17 protein-coding genes, 1 tRNA gene and 2 other RNA genes are annotated in these 22792 nt (G+C 53.6%); 9 read left to right on the top strand and 11 right to left on the bottom strand.

Annotated features, from left to right (window positions below; genetic code table 11):
- Positions 1-70: 70 nt before the first annotated feature.
- The 9 genes from GKC68_RS09435 to otsB all read right to left on the bottom strand — a co-directional run bounded on the left by GKC68_RS09435 (position 71) and on the right by otsB (position 10860).
- Positions 71-1633, bottom strand: a complete 1563-nt coding sequence (locus tag GKC68_RS09435; RefSeq protein WP_028723388.1) for a methyl-accepting chemotaxis protein — start codon at positions 1631-1633, stop codon at positions 71-73.
- 268 nt (positions 1634-1901) lie between these two features.
- Positions 1902-2399 (bottom strand): chemotaxis protein CheW, encoded by a 498-nt coding sequence (cheW, locus tag GKC68_RS09430; RefSeq protein WP_013026106.1) that lies wholly within the window; start codon positions 2397-2399, stop codon positions 1902-1904.
- A 23-nt stretch (positions 2400-2422) separates the two neighbouring features.
- Positions 2423-4417: a chemotaxis protein CheA gene (cheA, locus tag GKC68_RS09425; RefSeq protein WP_173647311.1), complete on the bottom strand. Its 1995-nt coding sequence runs from the start codon at positions 4415-4417 to the stop codon at positions 2423-2425.
- Between the two features lie 11 nt (positions 4418-4428).
- Positions 4429-5703 carry a flagellar motor protein MotB gene (motB, locus tag GKC68_RS09420; RefSeq protein WP_064366964.1) on the bottom strand — a complete coding sequence of 425 codons (1275 nt, stop codon included), beginning with the start codon at positions 5701-5703 and terminating at the stop codon, positions 4429-4431.
- Positions 5700-6587 carry a flagellar motor stator protein MotA gene (gene motA, locus GKC68_RS09415; protein ID WP_028723385.1) on the bottom strand — a complete coding sequence of 296 codons (888 nt, stop codon included), beginning with the start codon at positions 6585-6587 and terminating at the stop codon, positions 5700-5702. Before motA ends, motB begins: the two co-directional genes overlap by 4 nt.
- Positions 6588-6717: 130 nt before the next feature.
- Complete coding sequence (gene flhC, locus GKC68_RS09410) at positions 6718-7296, bottom strand: flagellar transcriptional regulator FlhC (protein ID WP_028723384.1); 579 nt, start codon at positions 7294-7296, stop codon at positions 6718-6720.
- Positions 7296-7646, bottom strand: coding sequence for a flagellar transcriptional regulator FlhD (flhD, locus tag GKC68_RS09405; protein WP_006120236.1), 351 nt, complete (start codon positions 7644-7646; stop codon positions 7296-7298). Before flhD ends, flhC begins: the two co-directional genes overlap by 1 nt.
- Positions 7647-8638: 992 nt before the next feature.
- Positions 8639-10075, bottom strand: a complete 1437-nt coding sequence (otsA, locus tag GKC68_RS09400) for an alpha,alpha-trehalose-phosphate synthase (RefSeq protein WP_028723383.1) — start codon at positions 10073-10075, stop codon at positions 8639-8641.
- Positions 10072-10860: a trehalose-phosphatase gene (gene otsB, locus GKC68_RS09395; RefSeq protein WP_342656780.1), complete on the bottom strand. Its 789-nt coding sequence runs from the start codon at positions 10858-10860 to the stop codon at positions 10072-10074. The genes otsA and otsB overlap by 4 nt, the downstream gene beginning before the upstream one ends.
- 880 nt (positions 10861-11740) lie before the next feature.
- Between otsB and pmrA the strand changes: the two genes are divergently transcribed.
- The 6 genes from pmrA to GKC68_RS09365 all read left to right on the top strand — a co-directional run bounded on the left by pmrA (position 11741) and on the right by GKC68_RS09365 (position 15186).
- On the top strand, positions 11741-12418 hold the full coding sequence (gene pmrA / locus GKC68_RS09390; RefSeq protein ID WP_047714921.1) for a two-component system response regulator PmrA: 678 nt from the start codon (positions 11741-11743) through the stop codon (positions 12416-12418).
- A gap of 5 nt (positions 12419-12423) precedes the next feature.
- A complete protein-coding gene (pmrB, locus tag GKC68_RS09385) occupies positions 12424-13491 on the top strand; it encodes a two-component system sensor histidine kinase PmrB (RefSeq protein WP_028723380.1) in 1068 nt (355 codons plus the stop codon).
- A gap of 362 nt (positions 13492-13853) precedes the next feature.
- Complete coding sequence (gene msrA, locus GKC68_RS09380; protein ID WP_028723379.1) at positions 13854-14393, top strand: peptide-methionine (S)-S-oxide reductase MsrA; 540 nt, start codon at positions 13854-13856, stop codon at positions 14391-14393.
- A 206-nt stretch (positions 14394-14599) separates the two neighbouring features.
- Positions 14600-14687: transfer RNA gene (locus tag GKC68_RS09375), tRNA-Ser, on the top strand.
- A gap of 42 nt (positions 14688-14729) precedes the next feature.
- Positions 14730-14854: non-coding RNA, RtT sRNA (locus GKC68_RS09370), on the top strand.
- Between the two features lie 208 nt (positions 14855-15062).
- Positions 15063-15186: non-coding RNA, RtT sRNA (locus GKC68_RS09365), on the top strand.
- A 140-nt stretch (positions 15187-15326) separates the two neighbouring features.
- Here the strand turns inward: GKC68_RS09365 and GKC68_RS09360 are convergent.
- Positions 15327-16274: a sulfonate ABC transporter substrate-binding protein gene (locus GKC68_RS09360; protein ID WP_264238378.1), complete on the bottom strand. Its 948-nt coding sequence runs from the start codon at positions 16272-16274 to the stop codon at positions 15327-15329.
- A gap of 94 nt (positions 16275-16368) precedes the next feature.
- Positions 16369-18255: an aliphatic sulfonate ABC transporter substrate-binding protein gene (locus GKC68_RS09355; RefSeq protein WP_058706195.1), complete on the bottom strand. Its 1887-nt coding sequence runs from the start codon at positions 18253-18255 to the stop codon at positions 16369-16371.
- 278 nt (positions 18256-18533) lie between these two features.
- Between GKC68_RS09355 and ssuD the strand changes: the two genes are divergently transcribed.
- The 3 genes from ssuD (at position 18534) to GKC68_RS09340 (ending at position 22612) form a co-directional block, all read left to right on the top strand.
- Positions 18534-19706, top strand: a complete 1173-nt coding sequence (gene ssuD / locus GKC68_RS09350; protein WP_047714919.1) for an FMNH2-dependent alkanesulfonate monooxygenase — start codon at positions 18534-18536, stop codon at positions 19704-19706.
- A 15-nt stretch (positions 19707-19721) separates the two neighbouring features.
- Positions 19722-21134, top strand: a complete 1413-nt coding sequence (locus GKC68_RS09345) for an FAD-dependent oxidoreductase (protein ID WP_247103206.1) — start codon at positions 19722-19724, stop codon at positions 21132-21134.
- Positions 21135-21202: 68 nt separating this feature from the next.
- Entirely contained in the window at positions 21203-22612 is a 1410-nt protein-coding gene (locus tag GKC68_RS09340) for an LLM class flavin-dependent oxidoreductase (protein WP_342656779.1), read from the top strand.
- The last annotated feature ends 180 nt before the right edge of the window (positions 22613-22792 follow it).

Below are 22792 nucleotides of genomic sequence, written 5' to 3'. Positions count from 1 at the left end.
CCGGACGTGTGGAACTTTACGGCCAGCGTGAAGACAGGTTCACGCTGGCCGTAAAAAGAGATTGGAAAACTTAAACGCGCGAGATTTTGAAGACGGATACGGCCTGGGACAGCGCGCTGGCCTGTTGCTCCAGCGCGGCGGCCGCGGCGGCTGACTCTTCGACCAGCGAGGCGTTCTGCTGTGTCACGCGATCCATTTCCGTTACGGCCTGGCCCACCTGATCGATGCCGCGACTTTGCTCGTCAGATGCAGAGGCGATTTCACCCATGATATCGGTCACGCGTGTTACCGCGCCCACAATGTTATTCATGGTGCTGCCCGCGCTTTCAACCTGGAGCGAGCCGCTGTTAACGCGCGCCACCGAATCTTCGATTAACGCTTTGATCTCTTTTGCTGCCTGAGCACTGCGCTGTGCCAGACTGCGGACTTCACCCGCCACCACGGCAAAGCCACGTCCCTGCTCACCGGCACGCGCCGCTTCTACGGCAGCGTTAAGCGCCAGAATATTCGTCTGGAAAGCGATACCGTCGATAACGCTGATAATGTCTGCGATTTTCTTCGAACTGCCGGCAATCTCCTGCATGGTGGTCACCACGCCATCCACCACTTTACCGCCCTGAAGCGCGGTTTCGGATGCGGTTTGTGCCAGTTGAGAAGCCTGACGTGCGTTATCTGCGTTCTGTTTTACCGTCGCCGTTAATTGCTCCATGCTGGCTGCCGTTTGTTCAAGCGACGCTGCCTGCTCTTCCGTACGCGCAGACAGATCGGTATTCCCGGCCGCAATTTCACTGGCGCCGGTGAAAATGGCATCACACCCGCTGCGAACCTCACCCACGGTCGACACCAACGAATGCTGCATCTCATGGATGCCGGCGGCCAGTTGACTCATCTCATTGCGGCCTTCCACCAGAATGGGTTGCGTCAGGTCGCCAGAAGCAATGGTGCGAATGTCCACCAGCAGACGTTGAAGCGGTTGAATCAAGAGCTGACGCAGTCCAAACCAGCAGCCCAGAATAACCACAATCACCAGTACGCCCACCATGCCGAGCATCCACATCATCTGCGTGAAGGCCTGTTGATTCTGCTCTGCGCCGTGCGCGGACAGTTCGCTTTGCTTCAGACGCCATGCGGAATAGGTGGCCTGCATCGCCTGCTGCTTCTGTTCAATATTTTGTTTAAACATGCCTTCCAGATCTTTCGCTTTCAGGCTGGCGATCATGCCGCGCAGACCGGTCAGATAGGCCTTAAAATCGTTTTGCAGTCGATCGCGCATTTCCGTATCTGCGCCCGGTGTTTCCGGAATCGCGTTAAATTCTGCCAGATACTGCTCACCTTTAGTCGCCTCGTTAACGGCTTTCTCTGTCAGGCTGTCCAGCTGGCCGCCGTTCATTTGAGATGCCATGCTGGTTTGCAGGCGCAACATTGCGCGGTTGAGGGTGGTACGAGACTGGTTCAGCGCCATATAGGCATCGGTCATCGCCGCAACGTTCCGGGTGGAAATTTGTGACAGCGCAAAGGCTTCTTTATCATTATTCAGCGCTGACCAGAACAGGCTGCCTGACAGCAGCTGCATGGCACCAAAAAGCATCAGTACCGCGATAAGACTGGTCACGACTTTTATTCGTTTAAACATCTTTTTCCCCGAGCATAAAAAGTAAAGTGCAGGGGCTGTATCGGCGTGAAAGAGAGAGGGTTTAGTCAGCTTCAGTGAAAAAGCGGCAATCGGGACTTTTGTAATTATTGATATCAGTTGAGGGTGCTTTTTAGTGGCTCAGGTCACAGACAACAGGGGAAAAATGAGACCTGGAAGCGATGCGTGGCGTAAGCGGGTCACACTGATTCAGGCTGTACACAAGACACAGAATCTCACGGGCCAGCCTGCGCTGACCCGTGAAGATGAATTATGCCGTACGCAGGTTGTCGACCAGCGCCATCTCTTCGCTGCTGAGCAGCTTCTCGATGTCAACCAGAATCAACATGCGGTCGCCGAGTGCACCCAGACCGGTAAGGTACTCGGTAGACATTGTCACGGCAAACTCAGGTGAAGGACGGATCTGTTCCTGCGTCAACGACAGCACGTCAGACACGCCATCAACCACGATACCGACGACACGGTTTTCCAGATTAAGAACGATTACGACCGTATTCTCATTGTACTCAACGTCTGCCTGTGCAAATTTCACACGCAAATCGATGATAGGCACAATTACGCCACGCAGGTTTGTTACGCCGCGAATAAAATCCGGCGTGTTGGCAATGCGGGTTACCTGATCGTAACCACGAATTTCCTGAACCTTAAGGATATCGATGCCGTACTCTTCATCACCCAGCGTGAACACCAGGAACTCCTGGCCAACGGTTTCGCCAGCAATTTTTGTCACGGTTGCCATTCCACTCATGTTATTTACCCTTTCGTTATCAATCAGGCGGCAGCGCCGGCCACACGTTTTTCACGGTTAAGTGACTGCAACGCCGAAACGTCAACAATCAGCGCCACGCTGCCATCGCCGAGGATGGTGGCGGCTGAAATCCCTGGTACTTTGCGATAGTTGCTTTCCAGGTTTTTAACAACAACCTGATGCTGACCAATTAACTGGTCTACCAACAGGGCATAGCGTTTGCCCGCGCTTTGCAAAATGACCACGATGCCCTGCGTCGCTTCTGTTTTGGCATCTTTCACATCAAAGACGTTCCACAGTTCAACCAGCGGCAGATATTCGCCACGGACTTCCAGAACACATTCGCCACCCGCCAGCGGTTTCAACTCTTCTGCACGAGGCTGCAATGATTCCATCACCGCGTTCAGCGGCAGAATAAAGACTTCATCCGCGACGCGAACAGACATGCCATCAAGGATGGCCAGCGTCAGCGGCAGCAGGATACGGATTGTGGTGCCTTTGCCCTGTTTAGAGGCAATTTCGACATGACCACCCATTTCCTGGATATTCCGTTTCACAACGTCCATGCCCACGCCGCGGCCAGACACATCCGTGACCTGTTCTGCGGTGGAGAAGCCTGGCGCGAAAATCAACATGCCGACTTCTTCGTCGCTCATGTTTTCATGAACCGGCAGACCGGATGACAGTGCTTTAGCAAGAATACGCTCACGGTTCAGGCCCGCACCGTCATCGGAGACTTCGATACAGATGTTGCCGCCCTGATGTTCTGCGGAGAGCGTCAGGTTGCCCGTCGCGACTTTTCCTGCGGCAATACGCTTATCAGGCGATTCAATGCCGTGGTCCAGGCTGTTACGCACCAGGTGCGTTAACGGATCGATAATGCGTTCAATCAGGCTCTTATCCAGTTCGGTCGAGCTGCCGAGTAAGGTCAGTTCAACTTCTTTGCCCAGTTTACTGGCCAGATCGCGAACCAGACGCGGGAAGCGGCTGAATACGTATTCCATCGGCATCATACGAATCGACATCACCGACTCTTGCAGGTCACGCGCGTTACGCTCCAGCTGGCCCATGCTGTTCAGCAGCTCGCCGTGCGCCACCGGATCCAGTTCGCCAGAGCGCTGTGCCAGCATTGACTGCGTGATCACCAGCTCACCCACCAGGTTAATCAGCTGATCGACCTTCTCAACGGCAACGCGGATGCTGCTGGATTCGCTGGTCTTCGCCGGTGCGGCAACGCGCTTGCTTTCGCGTTTGGCTGCGGCAACGGGCAATTCGGTAACGGTGGCGGTCTGTACTTCGGCTACCTCAGGCTCAGCGGCGCGCGCTGTCGAGGCTGGGGCTGCGTCGCCCGCCTCCGGGAAGCGAATCTGGGATTCATCAATCACAAAACAGAGCACGGCGACGATATCGTCTTTGCCAACGCCCGTAATGTGACACTCAAGCGAGTTGCTGCCTTTCCTGACATCGCTGATTGTGCCGAGGTTACCCAGCTCTTCCAGCATCAAATCAATGTCTTTTTCTTTCAGTTCGACCAGTTGCAGATGAACGCCGTCGGCGCCTGCTTGCGCGGACTCTGCCTGACTGACCGGTGCATCAATGGCAACCACCACCGGCGCTTCAACCGGTAGACCTTTAGCCTCTAACGCCAGCTGGCGTAATGCTTCACAGATATACTTGAAGCTTTCCGCGTTAGGCTCTTGCGCGGTTTTATAAGCATCGAGCTGTTCCTGCATAATATCTTTAGTTTCCAAAAACAGATTGATGATGTCGGTGCTGAGCTGCATTTCGCCGCGACGAGCACCATCCAGAATGTTTTCCAGGATATGGGTTGTTTCCTGTAAAACCGTAAAACCAAAGGTTCCTGCCCCGCCTTTAATGGAGTGGGCGGCGCGGAAGATGGCGTTAAGCTGTTCAGAGTCAGGTTCCTGGGGATCGAGTCCCAACAGGTGTTGCTCCATATCCGCTAACAGCTCATCGGCTTCATCAAAAAACGTCTGGTAAAAATCGCTGATGTCCATGCTCACGGGAATCACCTCTGCTGTGAGGGGGCTGCTGTAGTGACCGCACCAGCCGACGAAGCTGACGGCGCGGAGGTTGTTTTAACCGCACCAGCCGATGACGCTGGCGGTGCAGAGGTTACTGTTATCACCGTACCCGTCGGTAAGGCTGACGGCGCGGGAGATACGGTTGTTACCGCACCAGTCGAAGACGCTGGTTGTGCGGACGTTGCTGTTTTCACCGCACCCGCTGAAGACGCGGGCTGCGTGGAAGTGCCTGTTTTCACTGTGCCGTTTGCCGGGGCGGACGGCGAAGACGCTGTCGCTTTCATCGCACCGCCTGCCGAGGCGGAGGGTGCTGAGGTTGCGGTTTTCACTGCACCTGCTTTATCTGCTGCTGAACCGATGGAGGCTGAAGGTTCGGTGATTTTCTCAAACGCAGCCGGATCGCTAACCTGCACGGCATCACTTTCAGCATTCTCTTTTTCAATGGCGGCTTCGGTATCGTGGTTCAACACCAGCAAACTAATACGGCGGTTCACGGCATCATCCCCCCCGCGGTTTTTCAGCTTCATCGTGTCAGCCATGCCCACAATACGCAGAACCTTTCCACCATCCAGTCCGCCAATCACCAGTTCCCGACGGGAGGCATTGGCGCGATCTGCAGAGAGCTCCCAGTTGCTGTAGCCTTTATCACCACCGGCGTACTGAATATCATCCGTATGCCCCGCAATACTGATTCGGTTTGGGATGTCGTTCAGAACCGGGGCAATCGCGCGCAAAATGTCGCGCATATAAGGTTCAACTTCTGCGCTGCCGGTTTTAAACATTGGGCGATTCTGACTGTCGATAATCTGAATACGCAGCCCCTCTTCCACCATGTTGATGATCAAATGCGGGCGCAGTGCTTTCAGGCGCGGGTCGGCTTCAATCAGCTGGTCGAGCTTTTCACGCAACCGGTTGAGACGAATCTCATCCAGCTTGCGTTTCTGCGCGTCCATATCCACAACCTTCTTAACTTCACCCTCTTTCTTCGTTGGGTCGTCACCGCCACCCGGAATAGGGCTGCTGCTGTCGCTGCTGCGTTGTCCGCCCGTCAGCGCCACTTTTAAGGGCGTCTGAAAATATTCCGCTATCTGAATCAACTGCTGTGGGCTGGCGATCGACAGCAGCCACATCACCATAAAAAATGCCATCATCGCCGTCATGAAGTCGGCATAAGCGATTTTCCATGAACCATGCCCTCCTTCATGTTTCTTATGTTTGCGCTTTCTAATCAGCACAATTGGGCGATTGCCATGTTTCATGAGGTCTGATCCGAAGTCTGTTTAGCCGGGTTTTTCGCGTTGCGTACGTGCTCTTCAAGCTCACTGAACGAAGGACGCTCGGCGGAGTAAAGCGTTTTACGGCCAAACTCGACGGCGATTTGTGGCGCATAGCCGTTCAGGCTTGAAAGCAGCGTCACTTTTACGCACTGCATCATCTTGGTTGTTTCTGCACATTTCTGACGTAACACTGACGCCAGCGGCGAAATAAAACCGTATGCCAGTAAAATCCCGAGGAAGGTTCCCACCATTGCATGGGCAACCAGCGCACCTAACTCTGCGGCTGGGCGGTCGGCTGACGCCAGGGCATGCACTACGCCCATCACCGCGGCAACGATACCGAAAGCCGGCAGGCCATCGCCCACTGCTGCGATACTTTGCGCAGGAACTTCACACTCGTGTTCGTAGGTTTCAATCTCTTCATCCATCAATGCTTCGATTTCGAAGGCATTCATGTTGCCGCTCACCATCAGGCGTAAATAATCGGTGATGAAGTCGACTAACTGTTTATCGGCTAAGATGCGGGGATAATTAGCAAAAATTTCGCTCTGAGCGGGATCTTCAATATCGCGCTCCAGTGACAACATGCCTTGCTGGCGTGATTTCGCCATCAGGCGATACAGCAGCGCCATCAAATCCATATAGACCGCTTTATTGTATTTCGAGCCACGAAACAGCAGCGGCAGGGCCTTCAGGGTTTTCTTAATCGATTTACCGTTGTTACCCACCAGAAACGCACCGATGCCGGCCCCGGCAATCATCAGCAGTTCTGCAGGCTGGTATAGCGCGCCAAGATGGCCGCCCACTAAAGCGTATCCGCCCAACACGGAACCTAATACCACGATGTAACCTAAAATTATCAGCACAAAAAATCCTTACGTCCGTAACGTGTTGGTCGACGTTAAGCCAGAAACTCAGGTGATGTTCACCACGTGGAGGCAAAAAAAAAGCAGCGGGATTAACCGCTGCTGGATGACTTCCACATTGCGAACAAATTTAAACGGCGTGTTTAACCTGTTCATCCAGCAGTTGTGGAAAGATATCGGCAGTATCTGCAGAAAGTTTACGTCTTTTTACGGCACGTGATGGTGGCTGGCACAGGCTGCAGACAAAGCTGCCAACAGGCTGATGTGCATGATTAATAAAGCTGCCGTTGCAGCATTTACAATCCGATAATTCCAGCATACCACTTTCGACAAATCGCACCAGGGTCCAGGCGCGTGTCAGCGCCAACAGCGGGCCCTCGTCCGATTGCGGGCACTGCTCAAGATAGAGGCGGTAGGCTTTGATTACCGCATCAATTCCTGTGCTCAAACCGGTTTTGAGTAAGAAAGTCCAGGCGTTACAGAACATAGAAGCATGAATATTTTGTTCCCACGTCATGAACCAGTCAGTAGAGAAAGGCAACATGCCTTTAGGTGGTGGACTACCACGCAACTCTTTATACAGTTTAATCAGGCGACCGCGGCTAAGCTGGGTTTCACTTTCCAGCATTTGTAAGCGCGCACCCAGGGTGATCAGCTCCATGGCGAGCTGAATATCACGCGCTTCCTGAACAATACTTTTCTCACCCATTATACCGCCCTCTTTTTAGTAGGCGCGGCGTCTTTAGACGCGCTGCGTAATAAACGGCTGGATAACAAAATCCCGGTGTGGATTTGTTGCAAATCATCCACGCGAGATTCCTGCGTCAGGCGATTAATAACGGTGCTATCGGTAAAACGAAACTGACACACAAGTTGATTGGTCTCAGCTAATTTTACCATTTCAGGTAAGGTTAATTCAGACAACGCATCTGCCATCTTTTCATCAATCCCGAGGCGAAACATTGCCGAAGCTTTTTCCTGGTTAATTAATCGCTGCGCGAGCAGTAAATATGACAAGTTGATATCGTAAATATGTTTTAGTAATTCAGATGTACCCATTTTTCCATCCTGAGAGACGCGACGTAACTTACCGCAGATGACATCTCTGCGTATCGAGCTGCTGGTTGGTAAATCTAAAGATGGCAAAAATAATTAAACATAAAAGGCAAATGGTTCTGAGTGCTGCTTCTTTTTACGACCTTGTGTTTTGGGTCAGAAGTCAATTTTTTCAGTCCACCTTATTCTTAAGTCGTCAACCTTCTTCCGTGAGGCCTTCATACATTTTTTAAGACTAATCCGAAAACAAGGCAAATCTATATCGTCTGATCCTCACATACAACGACAGTTCAGTGAAATTTTAGATAAAGTGTGACGCAGATCACACTTTTTAGCTTATTTTCTTCAGAAATACTTTATGATCACATTTTAGCTGTGTGTTTTATGACCTATATTACGTTTTTTTTGTAGGGATTTGTCCTAACCAGGACTTAATTAGCAACAAAACCGTCGCAAAAACCAAATCAGACCGTTGAGGTCAGGTTTATGTTCACGAATGCAATTTGCACCCTATTTAGAACCATTCAAAACCATAAAAGCAGTAGAATGTGCTGCCAAAGGAAACAATTATTTGTTTTTAAATTAGTCAGTTAGCGTTTTAGTGCAGGCTCAGGGCAAACAGCCATTTGCGGCAGGCAAAGTGTATTAGGCGCGTCCTGGCAATCAGTCGTAAAGGGTGACAGCAAGGTGTTTAGAGGGCGATCGTCGGTGTAACAAGGAGTTACATTAATAACGTGAATGAATTGCAGGCAAGATAGTTTTGTGCACTGAGAGTATCGGCGCAGATCGCCAGAACTTTAGCTTAACCAGGTAAAAATAGTGTTTTGACATTTTAATAGGTCACTTTGACAGCAAACGTGCCTTAATAGTGTCCTGCCGGGCTACGGGGCCGCTTTTGAGTTAAGGGTAACTGATTAAAACTTAAGGAGAGTTTGTACACGGCAAGTAAGGGTCAAATACGACAAACAGCAAGCCATCCCTGGCTTGCTGCGGCATCAGGCGAGTTTTGGAAATGTGGCCACTTTATTCGCCATTCCATGATCGGCGCTACGTGGCGCAATCTTTTCGAGATCGCGTAGGAAGCTTTCGCGCCATGCAGTGATGTCGTTCTTACGCAGAACAGCCATCATATCGTTATAGCGAGAAATTCTTTCCGTGCGCGGCATAGTAATGGCCTTGTCCAGCGCAGCGGCCACCTCATCCCGGTCATAGGGATTCACGATCAATGCCGAGGTCAGCTCATTCGCCGCACCGGCAAAGCGGGACAGAACCAGTACGCCAGGGTCATCCGGGTCCTGCGCGGCAACATACTCTTTCGCAACGAGGTTCATGCCATCACGTAACGGCGTCACCAGCCCCACGTCAGTCAGGCGGAAGATTTTCATCAGCAGACGACGTTCAAAGTGCTGGTTAAGGTAGTAGAGCGGCGTCCATCCCAGCGTCCCGTATTTACCGTTAATGCGCCCTGCTTCGGTTTCAAGCTGATGACGAATATCCTGGTAAGCCTGCACGTCACCGCGTGACGTGGGCGCAATCTGGGAATAACGAATTTTGCCGTGGTGCTGAGGGAAGTTTTCCAGTAACGCCTCATAAGCCAGGAAACGTTCTGGTAACCCCTTGGAGTAGTCCAGACGCTCACAGGCGATGATGTTGCGGGCATCGCCCAGCTCTTTTTTCATCGCGGCCATCTTCGGTGGCAACGGCCCTTCTGCCATCTCTTTAATACTGTCGGGTTCAATCCCTATCGGATAGACCTCCGTCATAAAGGTATTGCCATAAGCGCGGTGTTTCTTGTCACCCTTATTCTGCAATTGGGTTAACTGGCTGACACTGTCGAGGAAAGCCACACGATCTGATTCTGTCTGGAAGCCCAGCAGATCGTATTCGCACAGCATCTCCAGCAGTTCCTTATGAGGAGGCAACGCGTTGAAAATTTCCGGCGTAGGGAAAGGAATATGCAGGAAGAAGCCGATGCGGTTGTTAATGCCAGCCCGACGCAATGCCGCGGCAAACGGTAAAAAGTGGTAATCGTGGATCCACAGAATGTCATCCGGCTTGATCAGCGGCTTTAACCGCTGCGCGACCGCATCATTGACATCACAGTAGCCTTCCCAGGCTTCGCGCTGGAACTGAACTAAGTCTAACCGGTAGTGAAAGGCGGGCCAGATTACGGTGTTTGAAAACTGGCAGTAGTAAAGATCGTATTCGTTCTGGCTCAGAGGGAAAGAGGCATATTCAATACCGTCATGTTCCATTACCGATACCGGATTTTCTTCTTCACCTGAAAACTCACTGATCTCACCGTTCCAGCCAAACCAGAGTCCACCTGTGCTCTTCAGCGCGTCCAGAATGCCGACGGCCAGGCCGCCAGCACTGGTTTTGTTCCCATTTGGCATGGCGATACGGTTAGATACAACCACTAAACGACTCATAACCTACACTCCTTACCAATGTTTTCTTGCTCTAATTGTAATCGTGTTGTTTCAAGCCAGGCATAGACATCCGTAACGTCATGTAAACGATAATGCGCCTGACTGGGGCCTTCCCCCACTTTTATAGAGATTCCCTGCAGGGCATTCACCGCAGCGAATCCTTTTTCATCGGTCAGGTCATCCCCGATAAACACCGGGATACGGCCTGAGAATGGGGCTTCCTGCATAAATTTATGGACGGCTGCGCCTTTATCAATCCCGGTGGGTTTGATTTCTACAACGCATTTGCCGGGTTGCAGCGCAAGTCCGTCAAAGCGCGCCACCGCAGCCTGAGCCAGTTGCAGGACATCCTGTTCGTGCTGCGGCGCGCGACGGTAATGAAGCGCGAAAGCCATGCCTTTGGCTTCCAACTGCGTACCCTGCCACGGCGCCATCGCCTCCTCAAGCAGGCGTTTGAGCGGACGTTCAACATCTTCTGGCAAGGTCACCCGATGCAGTTTGCCTTTAGCATCACGCCGTTCAGCGCCATGCACGCCCGCTGCCGGTGCCCGAAGGGGCGCCGCCAGTGCATCCAGTTGTTCAACAGGTCGGCCAGAAACCAGCGCCAGTGCGCCATGGCATAACGATGAGAGCCGTTGCAGTTCTGCGACGACATTTTCTGGAATGAAAACGGCATCGGGCTGGGATTGAATCGCTGCCAGCGTGCCATCGACATCAAAAAAGAAGGCATACAGACCGCCGCTCAATGACGGAAATGAGGCATCACTATCTGCCATCTGGGTCACGTGTCTTCTCCTGTAAATAGGTTCATCATCAGGACATCACAGCAGAGGACGTTTCAGCAAGAGGTTGGCTCAAGGCCAAGTGAAGTAAGGAGACTGCGTGGTAAAACCCTGCAATTCAACAACCCTTTTTCAAAAACAAATGTGTTTTGATGCTGATAATTCCGCTGGCTGCTATTGTCGCCCGATAAAGTATAGTCGCTAAATTTCGTTCTGCCAGAAATATGCATTTCCTGTGCCAGCCGTCCCGCTTTCCAACGTCTCAGACTGGTCCGGATCTATCCCTGAGCGCTTCCCGTCTTTTTATCCAGCGCTCAACATTGAAATAAAAGTGTAATAAATGGCCCTGTTTAAGGTATTCTTAATCTTTCGTCATCAGACTGTTTAAAATTATTGTCAACTCATTCGCGCGTACAGGGATGGGCCTTATTTTGATGATTTCATGAACGCTTTGGCATGGGTGATAATAGTCATTAATGACTTTTCATCCGTCCCGGATTAATAATTTTTTTCGTGTGCAATTATTTTTTTGCGTCACTTTCCTTATTACTGATTACGTTTTTTGGCAATGCGGCATGTTATATTTTGCTGTATCGCGACAGCTTTATTGCCCTGGCAAGGTTTTCGTTATGCGGCGTTGCCATTGGTCTCCATGTCGCATTGCGTCAGGCAGTGTCTCAGCGTTATCGCGGCATTCGATAAAGGTTACGCGTCGTTCGCCATTGCTTAATAGAGTAAGATTCCCTGACGCAACAGGCTTTTACGCTGTTCTCGGTTAAACGAGCCGGGGCGCTTGTCCTGTTCACCCACCCGATGGGGACACAAACACGCTTTATCTGTCTTTCTCACTGCCAGCGCCAATTGGTAAAGGTATTCAGAACGTATGAAAATATTGATTGTTGAAGACGATGCCCTGCTACTTCAGGGGCTGGTACTGGCGCTGGAAGGTGCAGGCTACGTGTGCGATGGTGTTCCAACGGCCCGCTCTGCCGAAGCCCACCTTGCCAGCGGACTTTACAGCCTGGTGGTGCTGGATATCGGCCTGCCGGACGAAGACGGCCTGCATTTACTGCAACGCCTTCGTCGTCAAAAACAGATGCAGCCCGTTTTAATCCTGACCGCACGCGATACCATTGAAGAGCGCATAGCCGGACTCGATGCCGGCGCTGATGACTATTTAATTAAGCCTTTTGCGCTGGATGAGCTGCTGGCGCGGATTCGCGCCCTGATCAGGCGTCACGTTAACCAGGGCGATTCCCGCGTCGAAGTGGGTAATCTGTCACTGGATATGACCCACCGCCAGATTCATCTGGATGACGTGCTGCTCGACCTGACGCCCAAAGAGTTCTCCATTCTGTCCCGGTTGATGTTGAAAGCAGGCCATCCGGTTCACCGTGAGTTGCTGTATCAGGACATCTACAACTTTGATAATGAGCCCTCCACCAATACGCTGGAAGTCTATATTCATAACCTGCGCGACAAAGTGGGCAAAGCCACGATCCGAACCGTGCGCGGTTTTGGCTATGCCTTATCTCAGCCACGCACAGAAAACGAGTCATAACCCGAATGAATCCCTACCATTCAGGCAATACCATGCGTTTCCGGCTGATGCTCACGATCGGCATGATCATGCTGTTTTTTCAGGTGCTCAGCGTGGCCTGGCTCTGGCATGAGAGTAAAGAACAGGTTCAGTTTTTGGTGGAAGCCAACCTGCTTAACCGCAACATGGATAAGCACGTGGATAAAGAGGTCCGTGAAGCCATCCTGAGTCTGGCGCTGCCCAGCGTGGTCATGATTAGCCTGACGCTGCTGCTGTGCTATCAGGCGGTAAGATGGATTACGCGCCCGCTTTATCAACTGCAGCATGAGCTGGAAAGCCGGAGTGAGGTGAACCTGGAGCCGATTATCTTTGAAGGCTCCGTTCAGGAGATTGATGCCGTCACACAGTCCCTTAACCGACTTGTTGCGCGGTTGACCGCCAGTCTTGAACGCGAACGCCTCTTTACAGCCGATGTTGCTCATGAACTGCGTACGCCGCTCGCAGGACTGCGTTTACATCTTGAACTGTTACAGCGCAACCAGGCCGTCGATACACAACCGTTATTGCAGCGGCTTGATCAGATGTCTGGCAATGTCTCTCAACTGTTGCAACTCACGCGTGCAGGTCAGCAGTTCACCTCTGGCAGTTATCAGAATGTTGAAATCGTAGAGGAAGTTATCCTGCCAATGGAGGCTGAGTTGAGTGCAATGCTGGAGACGCGCGAGCAGACACTGACCCTGGAGGTCGAGGACATGTTCCGGGTTAAAGGCGATGCCATCTTGCTGAGAATGCTACTGCGTAACCTGGTAGAGAATGCGCATCGCTACAGTCCATCGGGCGGAAATATTACGGTGCGTGTTGAGACTACAGCCGGGCTGTCGCTGATCATTGAGGATGAGGGGAACGGCATTGATGAAAGTATGCGCGGTGAACTCAGTAAAGCCTTTGTGCGCATGGATACCGGCTACGGCGGCATTGGCTTGGGGTTGAGCATTGTCAGCCGGATTGTCCAGCTCCATGGCGGACAGTTCCTGCTGGAAAATCGCCCCGACCGTTCAGGCTGCCGCGCCAGGGTAAACTTTACTGCTGCGTGATTTAGCCGTTGAACCAGCAGACCAGAAACGCAATTACTGTTCCGACGGCAACAAACACGGCAAAATATTCGCTGAGGCTGCGAGACGGAACAGAACTGACGGATACAGTGGGGGTTTTCATCGATCTCTCCAGTGATGTTTTATGCAGTATCGCTTCCTTATATTAAGGAAACATTAACCTGCCGCGCCTTCAGGCTGCCCGCCAGGCGCAGGCGATTGATCCCTGCTACGCTAAATTATTCGTCTCACGCCATGTCATCACCCCGCTAAAGCCTGGCAACGGCCTGAAATGCCTTGTGTGACGTTGAAAACGCGCGATCTCATCCCCACCTCTTTCCTTCAGACCAGACAGGAGTAACTTTATGGCTATCGAATATGCAGTGATCGCAGGCGGCTGTTTCTGGTGTACAGAAGCGGTCTTTAAAGATGTGATCGGCGTTGAGTCAGTGGAAAGTGGTTATACCGGCGGTGCGCGCCCTAATCCCACTTACGAGCAGGTGTGCAGCGGCGCAACCGGTCATGCCGAAGCCATTCGTATTGGTTTTGATCCTGAAAAGATCAGCTATGGCGATTTGCTGGACATCAGCTTTGCGACCCACGATCCGACCCAGCTCAATCGTCAGGGCAATGACATCGGTACACAGTATCGTTCCGCGATTTTTGTTGAGACGCCGGAGCAGGAAGCCGAAGCCAAAGCGGCCATCACGCGTGCCCAACAGGATCATGCTGAGCCTGTTGTGACCACCATTGAACCGTTAAAAGCCTGGTATCCCGCCGAAGGTTATCATCAGGATTACTGGGAAGGCGCCGGTCAGCGCAACGGTTACTGCATGGCGGTGATTCCGCCCAAACTGCAAAAGCTGCGCAAGAGTTTTGCCAACCGCGTAAAAAGCGCGCAGTAAGCTCAGGCAACCCAACGAATCTTCCCTTCTGTTACGCTGTGCAATATCGCGTTTTTGGTGCCAAAAAACCGCGATTTGCGCAGCCTTAACGCGATTCGTTCAGAGCTTAAGCGAATAGAAAAAAAGAGAAAAATAGTGCTTGACCGTTTCAGGCCGACTCCCTATAGTAGCGCCCCGTTGACCCAGCGCGGTCAGCAACAAATTGCGGTGAGGTGTCCGAGTGGCTGAAGGAGCACGCCTGGAAAGTGTGTATACGGCAACGTATCGGGGGTTCGAATCCCCCTCTCACCGCCACATTCAAAGAAGAGTCCAGACTAACCTCTGGACTTTTTTTTTGCATATTCTCCGCCGAGGGGGATGAGAAGCCCCGACCGGGGTTCGACAAAACGGCCTGCCGTTTTGCATGGCCGTCAGGCCACCCGAAGGGCGAGCGCAGCGAGTGAATCCCCCTCTCACCGCCACATTCAAAGAAGAGTCCAGACTAACCTCTGGACTTTTTTTTTGCATATTCTGCGCCGAGTGGGATGAGAAGCCCCGACCGGGGTTCGACAAAACGGCCTGCCGTTTTGCATGGCCGCAGGCCACCCGAAGGGCGAGCGCGGCGAGTGAATCCTCCTATCACCGCCACATTCAAAGAAGAGCCTGAACTCACGTTCAGGCTTTTTTTTTACATATTCTTCGCCGAGGGGGATGAGAAGCCCCGACCGGGGTTCGACAAAACGGCCTGCCGTTTTGCATGGCCGCAGGCCACCCGAAGGGCGAGCGCAGCGAGTGAATCCCCCTCTCACCGCCACATTCAAAGAAGAGTCCAGACTAACCTCTGGACTTTTTTTTTGCATATTCTGCGCCGAGGGGGATGAGAAGCCCCGACCGGGGTTCGACAAAACGGCCCGCCGTTTTGCATGGCCGCAGGCCCTTTAACACATTCACCCGTTACTTTTTATCCAGCGACCATGTCGCGCTGCGGACATCGACCTTCACCGGCAATAAACCGATTTGTGTAAATTTATCTGCCAGTGCCTGCTGCTCTTTAAAGACATCCGGCGTCATGCGCTCGGCCCCTAAGGGCATTCTTGCCAGCGCGCGCTGCCAGATAGGTTCGGGCAAGCCAGTCGAGCCAGACAGAATTTTAGCGGCTTCGCTCTGGTTTTTATTCGCCCAACTGCTCAGCTTTTGCAGCTCTGAAAGAACCGCTTTGGCCTCGTCTGGATGACCTTCCGCAAATTTACGGCTGGCCAGATAAAAGGTGTAGTGCGGTACCAGCCCCTCGGCATTTTTAAGCAACCGCGCGCCGGCGGTGGTTTCCACTTCCGCCAGGTAAGGGTCCCAGATGACCCATGCATCTACGGCGCCTCGCTGGAAAGCCGCTCGCGCATCGGCAGGAGGAAGATAAACCGGCGTGATATCCTTGTATTTTAGCCCCGCCTGCTCAAGGGCTGATACCAGAAGATAATTCACATCCGATCCTTTGTTCAGGGCGACCCGCTTGCCTTTTAAATCCTTGACACTTTTTATCGTCGAATCCGCAGGCACCACTATGGCTTCGGTTTGTGGATTGGCCGGTGAATGGCCCAGATAAACCAGGTCAGCCTGCGCGGCTTGCGCAAAAGTTGGCGGCGCATCGCCCGTTGCGGCCAGATCGATGCTGCCTATATTGAGCCCTTCCAGCATTTGCGGTCCCGCCGGGAATTCCACCCAGTGCACGGCAATCCCCTGCTTTTTAAATTCACTGTCGAGCGTGCCCCGGTATTTCAGTAAGGCAAAAATGTTGGCTTTCTGAAAACCGATATTCACTACCCTGGGTTTCTCTTCTGCGTGTGCCGTCACGATACTGCTAATGTACGCGGCCGCAAGCAGTGCGCTGAATATGATTTTTTTCATGTCTCTTTCCTGAGTGGTGTTGTCATCAGCGCAACATAGCAAATCAGGCCTCAACGCCTTAATGCGTAAAACTTCTATCTTTAGTCATAAAACGTCATTGCGACCACACCGCGTCACGGACGTTAATCGCGCGGGGAAACAGGCCCAGCGCGTAGAAACGATCCGCGATTCTCTGCTGCTCACGAATGATCGCCAGATTCATTGGTTGCGTCTGGTGGCTCCGCCGGGCCAGCGCCAGGCGCAGCGCGCGATCTGACATCCCCAGCTCCCCGGCCAGCAGCCCGGCGGCCTCTTTAGGATGGGCATCAATATAGCGCCCCGTCTGCTCCAGCGCGGTTACCAGTATTTCTAAAAGGTCTGGAGACTGGTTCGCGAAGTGGCGATCGGCAAGATAGAACTGATGGTTATTCACCCGTCCTACGCCGTCGGCAATAACCCGGAGCTGTTCCCCTTTTTCTGCCTCGCTCAGCAGAGGATCCCACATCATCCATGCATCAACGGCATTCAGATCGCTGGGCGTGAGCGGATATTTAGGCGGCGCGTACACAATCCGCACGTCCTCTGGCGCCATCCCCGCCTCATCAAGGATTTGCAGCAGCAGAAAATGCACGTTGGAACCTTTATTTACGGCAATACGTTTGCCTCTTAAGTCTGCCAACTGGTTTATCTGACTGTGCTTAGCCACCAGCAACGCCACGCTCTGTGGCGCGGGCGGCTCCCAGGCGACGTACACCAGAGAACAATGACTGGCCTGGGCAAATAAAGGCGGCACTTCGCCGGTGGTGCCAAAATCAATTTCCCGATGGCTCAGCGCGTGCAGCAGCTGAGGCCCGGCGGGAAATTCACTCCACAGGATGCTGACATTTTGCCCGGCCAGCTGCTGTTCAAGCTGCTGGCGCGCTTTGAGGATGCCAAGGTTGCCAAACTTTTGATAACCAATGCGCAACTCGCGCTCCTGCGCGCCCGTTGTTGACGCAGTGCGAAGGGTTGACGTCAGGCTGCGACGCGGCTTGATGATGCCGTAATGGCCAAGATGCGTACGCAGGCTGTTACGGCTAATCCCCAGCAACGCCGCGGCCTGTAACTGGTTGCCCTGGCTTAGTTCATAGGCATTTCTCACCAGTGCCTCAATGACGCGGGGATAAAGTGGCGTGTCACTGCACTGGATCTGCTGGCGAATAAAATCATCAAGCGCATCCTGCTTTTGTACCTGTCCCGTGCCCCTAATCGTGCCCAGCCGCAGCTGTTGGGGTTCTACCTGCGGTGTTTCACAGAGCAGCACCGCGTTGTGTAATGTATTTTCCAGCTCCCGTATATTCCCCGGCCAGGAATGGGCCTTGAGCGTTTCCATTGCCTCGTCGCTCAGGCGCAGCTGCGGTCGTCCCAGTCGGCGCGCATAGCTTTGCAGAAAATAGTTAGCCAGAACCGGGATATCCTCACACCGCTGGCGCAGCGGCGGTAAGGCAACGCTGGCGACGTTTAGCCGGTAGTAGAGATCCTCGCGAAACCGCCGCTCGGCTATCGCGGTCGTCAGATCGCGGTTCGTCGCGGCAATCACCCGGACGTCAACCTTTACTGCGCGAGAAGATCCCACGCGGGTAATTTCCCTTTCCTGCAGTACGCGAAGCAGTTTGACCTGAAGGGGCAGGCTCAGCTCGCCGATTTCATCCAGCAGTAACGTCCCGCCCTGCGCGGCCTCAAACCAGCCACGATGACGGTCGGTCGCGCCGGTAAATGCCCCCTTCTCATGACCAAAGAGTTCTGATTCTGCCAGGCTCTCCGTTAGCGCACCGCAGTTCACTGCCATAAAGGGCGCATGGCGGCGCGGGCTGTGATGATGCAGATAGCGCGCCATCACCTCTTTGCCCGTGCCGGTTTCACCAATGATTAATACGGTCGCGTCCGTGGGCGCCAGCTGATCCAGGATATGCCTGAACGCCAGGGAAGCAGGGTCAATTAAATCGGGGCCAGCGTGTTGCATAGCGCGTTCCTGCTGAGTGAGTGAGAGAGCGCTAAAGATATCCCTTGCTGCAGCCAGAAACGAGCCGCTGCCCAGCGTGAATTGCTGCAAATACAGCAGTATCCGTCACACATTGCTGCATTTGCAGCAGTCGCTGCCGCCGCAGTAAAAACCTATCTTATTGATATTAAAAAATAAAAAACACATAACCTGTTGGCACGTATCCTGCTTTAGGCTTTATAACTGAAAATGAAATTTCTAATTGCCAATTTCAAATAACGTTATAAAGGAATCTGCTAATGCCTGATACCGCTGAAAAAAACATCAATCTTTTTTGGTTCTTACCGACGCATGGTGACGGGCGTTATTTGGGAACCACCCAGGGCGGCAGAGCGGTAGACCTGCCCTATCTGCAACAGGTGGCCCTTGCCGCCGATAATCTGGGTTTCTATGGTGTTTTAATTCCCACCGGAAAAAGCTGCGAAGATGCCTGGCTGGTAGCCTCTGCGCTGGTGCCGATTACCAAACAGCTTCGTTATCTGGTCGCTGTCCGGCCGGGATTGCAGCCACCCAGCCTGGCGGCGCGCATGGCAGCTACGCTGGATCGTCTGTCTGACGGACGTTTGCTGATCAATGTGGTGACCGGCGGCGATCCGGTTGAAAACAAGGGCGATGGCATTTTTCTCAGCCACGCAGAGCGTTATCAGGTTACCCGTGAGTTTCTTGATGTCTATTCCCGCCTGCTTAAAGGAGAGAAAGTGGACTATCACGGGGAGCATATTCACGTGGAAGGGGCTGAGATCCTCTTTCCTCCGGTACAGGCCGAAGGTCCACCGCTTTATTTTGGCGGCTCATCTGATGAAGCGGTTGACGTTGCAGCCCGTCAGGTTGATACCTACCTGACCTGGGGCGAACCCTTAGCGCAGGTTGCCGCTAAACTTGAAGGGGTGCGGAAGCGCGCAGAGGAACGCGGCAGGACGCTTTCCTACGGTATTCGTCTGCACGTCATCGTGCGGGAAACCGAGGAAGAAGCCTGGGCCGCGGCGGATAAGCTGATCGCCCATCTGGATGAAGACACCATCGCCGCCGCCCAGAAAATCTTTGCCAGAATGGATTCGACCGGACAGGCTCGCATGAGCGCACTTCACGGTGGCTCGCGTGATGGACTGCGCATCGGTCCCAACTTATGGGCTGGCGTCGGTCTGGTACGCGGCGGCGCGGGTACCGCGTTGGTGGGAAATCCGCAGCAGGTCGCGGAACGGATTCGGGAATACCAGGCGCTGGGCATTGATAACTTTATTCTGTCCGGTTATCCGCATCTCGAAGAAGCACACCGGGTTGCCGAATTACTGATGCCGCTGCTGCCGCTTTCAACCCCTGCAGGAAATAAACAGCGCACGGTTAATACCGGTCCTTTTGGCGAAACCATCGGAGGCGACCGTCGTCCCGAAAAACAGGCCAGTGCAAGCTAATCAGAGAGGCAGTGTATGTCCGAGCAGCATATTGTCATTGTGGGTGGAGGATTCAGCGGAACGGCGCTGGCCGTTCATCTTGGTCGTCTGGGCGGCCCTGGCCTGCGCGTCACGGTCATCGAACCCCGCGCGCAGCTGGCCCAGGGCGTGGCTTACTCGACCACCGACCCGGCGCATCGCACCAATGTGCCCGCCTCGCGTATGCAACTCGCCGGCGACGAAGAAGGCAGCTTTGAGCGCTGGTTCCGTGCCTCTGCCGCATTTGCCAGGGATGCGGCGGCTGAATGGCACGACGGCACGGTTTTTCCGCAGCGCAGGCAGTTTGGCCAGTGGGTCAGTGAACAGTTTGATGCAGTAAAACTGCATTCCCCTGTTGAGCTGTTGCATGTGCAGGACCGCGCCGTTGCGCTGCGACAAGGTACGGTCAGCACCGCATCCGGCGCACATCTCGATGCTGATATCGTGGTACTGGCCATCAGCCATCCCGCGCCGCAACTTCCCTCAGCCCTGGCTTCGCTGGCATCTCACCCGGCACTGATTGCCGATCCCTGGCGGGAAGGTGCCCTGTCACAGATTGCGCCTGACGACCGGGTTGCCATTGTGGGTACCGGCTTAACCATGTCAGACATGGTTGCGACCCTGGACCGTCAGGGACATCGCGGGCCAGTCACCGTCTTTTCCCGACGCGGTCAGCTTCCGCGTTCCAGCCTCTCTGAAGACAATTTCAGCTGGCATCTTGGTATTGATTTCAGCAAACCTCTGGGCGTTCGCGCCTGGCTACGCCGCATCAGACAGGATATTCGCCAGGCCGCGGCCAGGCACATCCCGTGGCAGGTGGTGTTCGATGAGGTCCGTCACAACGGTCAGGCGATTTGGCAAAGCCTGTCGCTGGATGAACAACGGCGTTTCCTGCGGCATCTGCGGCCATGGTGGGACGTTCACCGTTATCGGATTGCCCCCCAGGTTGGGCAGGTGTTAAAGCACCACCAACGCAGCGGCACACTCCGCGTGCTCGCCGCACGACTGACCGCGGCGGCGGCGTTGCCCAATGCCGTCAGGCTCAGCCTGCAACCGCGTTCCGGCGGCGTACAGGCGCTGGAGGTGGACAAGATCATCGTCACCACCGGTCCTGCGCATGGCGCGTTGATTGAGCGCGATGCGTTACTCAACCAGCTGGCTCAGGATGGCGTTATTCAGTCCGATCCGCTGGCGCTGGGAATTCATGTTAATACCCGGTCACAGACGCTAAATCCCCAAGGCCAGGCGAATCCTTACCTGTATGTGGTCGGGCCTGCGGCGCGCGGACGTTTTGGTGAATTAATGGGCCTGCCGCAGGTTGCCACACATGCTGAGGCCGTCGCGCGCCAGTTGCTCAATCTCACTGATGACACGCGTCATGAGCGATGTCCCCTTTCTCTGACTAATTAACTTACACCCCTTTTTCATCCCAACGACGTGGGCGGCCCGACAGTGCCGCATCCGCTCAGGAGTTTGCTATGCCTAAACAACGTGAAATCCGCCTTAATGCGTTTGATATGAACTGTGTGGGTCACCAGTCACCTGGCCTGTGGGCGCACCCGCGCGACCGCTCGTGGCAATACAAAGATCTGGAGTACTGGACAGATTTGGCGGTCCTGTTGGAACGCGGTAAGTTCGACGGCCTGTTTATCGCCGACGTGTTGGGGATTTACGATGTTTTCAACGGGAATAATGATGCCGCTCTTCGCAGTGCCGCCCAGGTACCGGTTAATGACCCCCTGGCTCTGATTACGCCGATGGCGATGGTGACAAAGCACCTCGGTTTTGGCCTGACCGCTTCACTCTCTTTTGAGCACCCCTATCCATTTGCCCGGCGCATGTCGACGCTGGATCATCTGACCAAAGGTCGGATCGGCTGGAATATTGTTACCTCCTATCTGGAAAGCGGAGCCCGCAATCTGGGACAGGTCAGCCAAACCAGCCACGATGCCCGTTATGACTACGCCGACGAATATCTGCAGGTGGTATACAAGCTGCTGGAAGGCAGTTGGGAGGATGATGCCGTGATACGCGATCGCCAGCGTCATATTTTCAGCGATCCCAACAAGGTGCATCCCATTAATCATCAGGGAACATTTTTCCAGGTACCGGGCATTCATCTGTGTGAGCCTTCGCCCCAGCGCACGCCTGTACTGTATCAGGCAGGCGCATCCAGCCGTGGTAAAGCCTTCGCCGCACAACACGCCGAGTGCGTATTTGTTGCCGCGCCGTCTAAAGTGCTGTTGAAGAAAACCGTGGCCGATATACGTCGTCGCGCAGAGGAGGCCGGTCGCGATCCGCGCAGTATTCTGATTTTCAATATGCAAACGGTCATTGTGGGGGAAACCGATAAAGCAGCCCAGGCCAAGTGGCAGGATTACAAACGCTATGTCAGCCATGAAGGCGCACTGGCGCTAATCTCCGGCTGGACCGGCATCGATTTCAGTCAGTACCAACCCGATCAGGTTTTTAAGCATCTGCATACCGATGCCATTCAGTCTGTTGTAGAGAGCTTCTCCACAGCCGATCCACAGCGTGAATGGACCGTTCAAAGCATGGCCGAATGGGTGGGCATTGGCGGCTTTGGGCCCCTGCTGGTGGGCAGCACAGAAACCGTTGCCGATGAACTGCAAAGCTGGGTGGAGGAGACGGACGTGGATGGCTTTAATCTGGCCTATGCCCTCACGCATGAAACCTTTGCTGATGTCGTCGATCTGCTGGTGCCGGAACTGCAAAAACGTGGCGTTTATAAACAGGATTACCAACCCGGTACGCTGAGGGAGAAGCTGTTTGCTAAAGGCGCCCGCCTTGAACATCCTCATCCCGGCGCAGGATATCGACGCACAACCTCGGTATCAGGCCGGGCGGTGCCTGCGGAGGCATCATGAAGGGATTAATCGATCTGGTCGGATAGCCCGTCTGCCGCTGAGCAGACTGACATCACGTCCCCTTGCCCACTTATTTTACCGGATGCGTAACAGCGCACCCGGTATTTTTCCTGCCTAAAAAAATCAAATTAACTTATTGAAATTAAAGTAATAGTTATCACTTTTTGTTGTTTGTTTACA

The organism is Pantoea sp. RSPAM1, assembly GCF_038816185.1.
GTDB lineage: Bacteria > Pseudomonadota > Gammaproteobacteria > Enterobacterales > Enterobacteriaceae > Pantoea > Pantoea ananatis.
Note: the sequence above shows the minus strand (reverse complement) of the source record. Positions and strands in the feature narration are given on the sequence as shown.

Excerpts from the sequence above, each read along its gene's own strand:
- msrA (WP_028723379.1), top strand. The coding sequence starts at position 13,854 with ATGGCTATCGAATATGCAGTGATCGCAGGCGGCTGTTTCTGGTGTACA.
- GKC68_RS09345 (WP_247103206.1), top strand. The coding sequence starts at position 19,722 with ATGTCCGAGCAGCATATTGTCATTGTGGGTGGAGGATTCAGCGGAACG.
- GKC68_RS09435 (WP_028723388.1), bottom strand. The coding sequence starts at position 1,633 with ATGTTTAAACGAATAAAAGTCGTGACCAGTCTTATCGCGGTACTGATG.
- ssuD (WP_047714919.1), top strand. The coding sequence starts at position 18,534 with ATGCCTGATACCGCTGAAAAAAACATCAATCTTTTTTGGTTCTTACCG.
- otsA (WP_028723383.1), bottom strand. The coding sequence starts at position 10,075 with ATGAGTCGTTTAGTGGTTGTATCTAACCGTATCGCCATGCCAAATGGG.
- cheW (WP_013026106.1), bottom strand. The coding sequence starts at position 2,399 with ATGAGTGGAATGGCAACCGTGACAAAAATTGCTGGCGAAACCGTTGGC.
- flhD (WP_006120236.1), bottom strand. The coding sequence starts at position 7,646 with ATGGGTACATCTGAATTACTAAAACATATTTACGATATCAACTTGTCA.
- motB (WP_064366964.1), bottom strand. The coding sequence starts at position 5,703 with ATGAAACATGGCAATCGCCCAATTGTGCTGATTAGAAAGCGCAAACAT.
- GKC68_RS09355 (WP_058706195.1), bottom strand. The coding sequence starts at position 18,255 with ATGCAACACGCTGGCCCCGATTTAATTGACCCTGCTTCCCTGGCGTTC.
- GKC68_RS09340 (WP_342656779.1), top strand. The coding sequence starts at position 21,203 with ATGCCTAAACAACGTGAAATCCGCCTTAATGCGTTTGATATGAACTGT.
- pmrA (WP_047714921.1), top strand. The coding sequence starts at position 11,741 with ATGAAAATATTGATTGTTGAAGACGATGCCCTGCTACTTCAGGGGCTG.
- pmrB (WP_028723380.1), top strand. The coding sequence starts at position 12,424 with ATGAATCCCTACCATTCAGGCAATACCATGCGTTTCCGGCTGATGCTC.
- cheA (WP_173647311.1), bottom strand. The coding sequence starts at position 4,417 with ATGGACATCAGCGATTTTTACCAGACGTTTTTTGATGAAGCCGATGAG.
- flhC (WP_028723384.1), bottom strand. The coding sequence starts at position 7,296 with ATGGGTGAGAAAAGTATTGTTCAGGAAGCGCGTGATATTCAGCTCGCC.
- GKC68_RS09360 (WP_264238378.1), bottom strand. The coding sequence starts at position 16,274 with ATGAAAAAAATCATATTCAGCGCACTGCTTGCGGCCGCGTACATTAGC.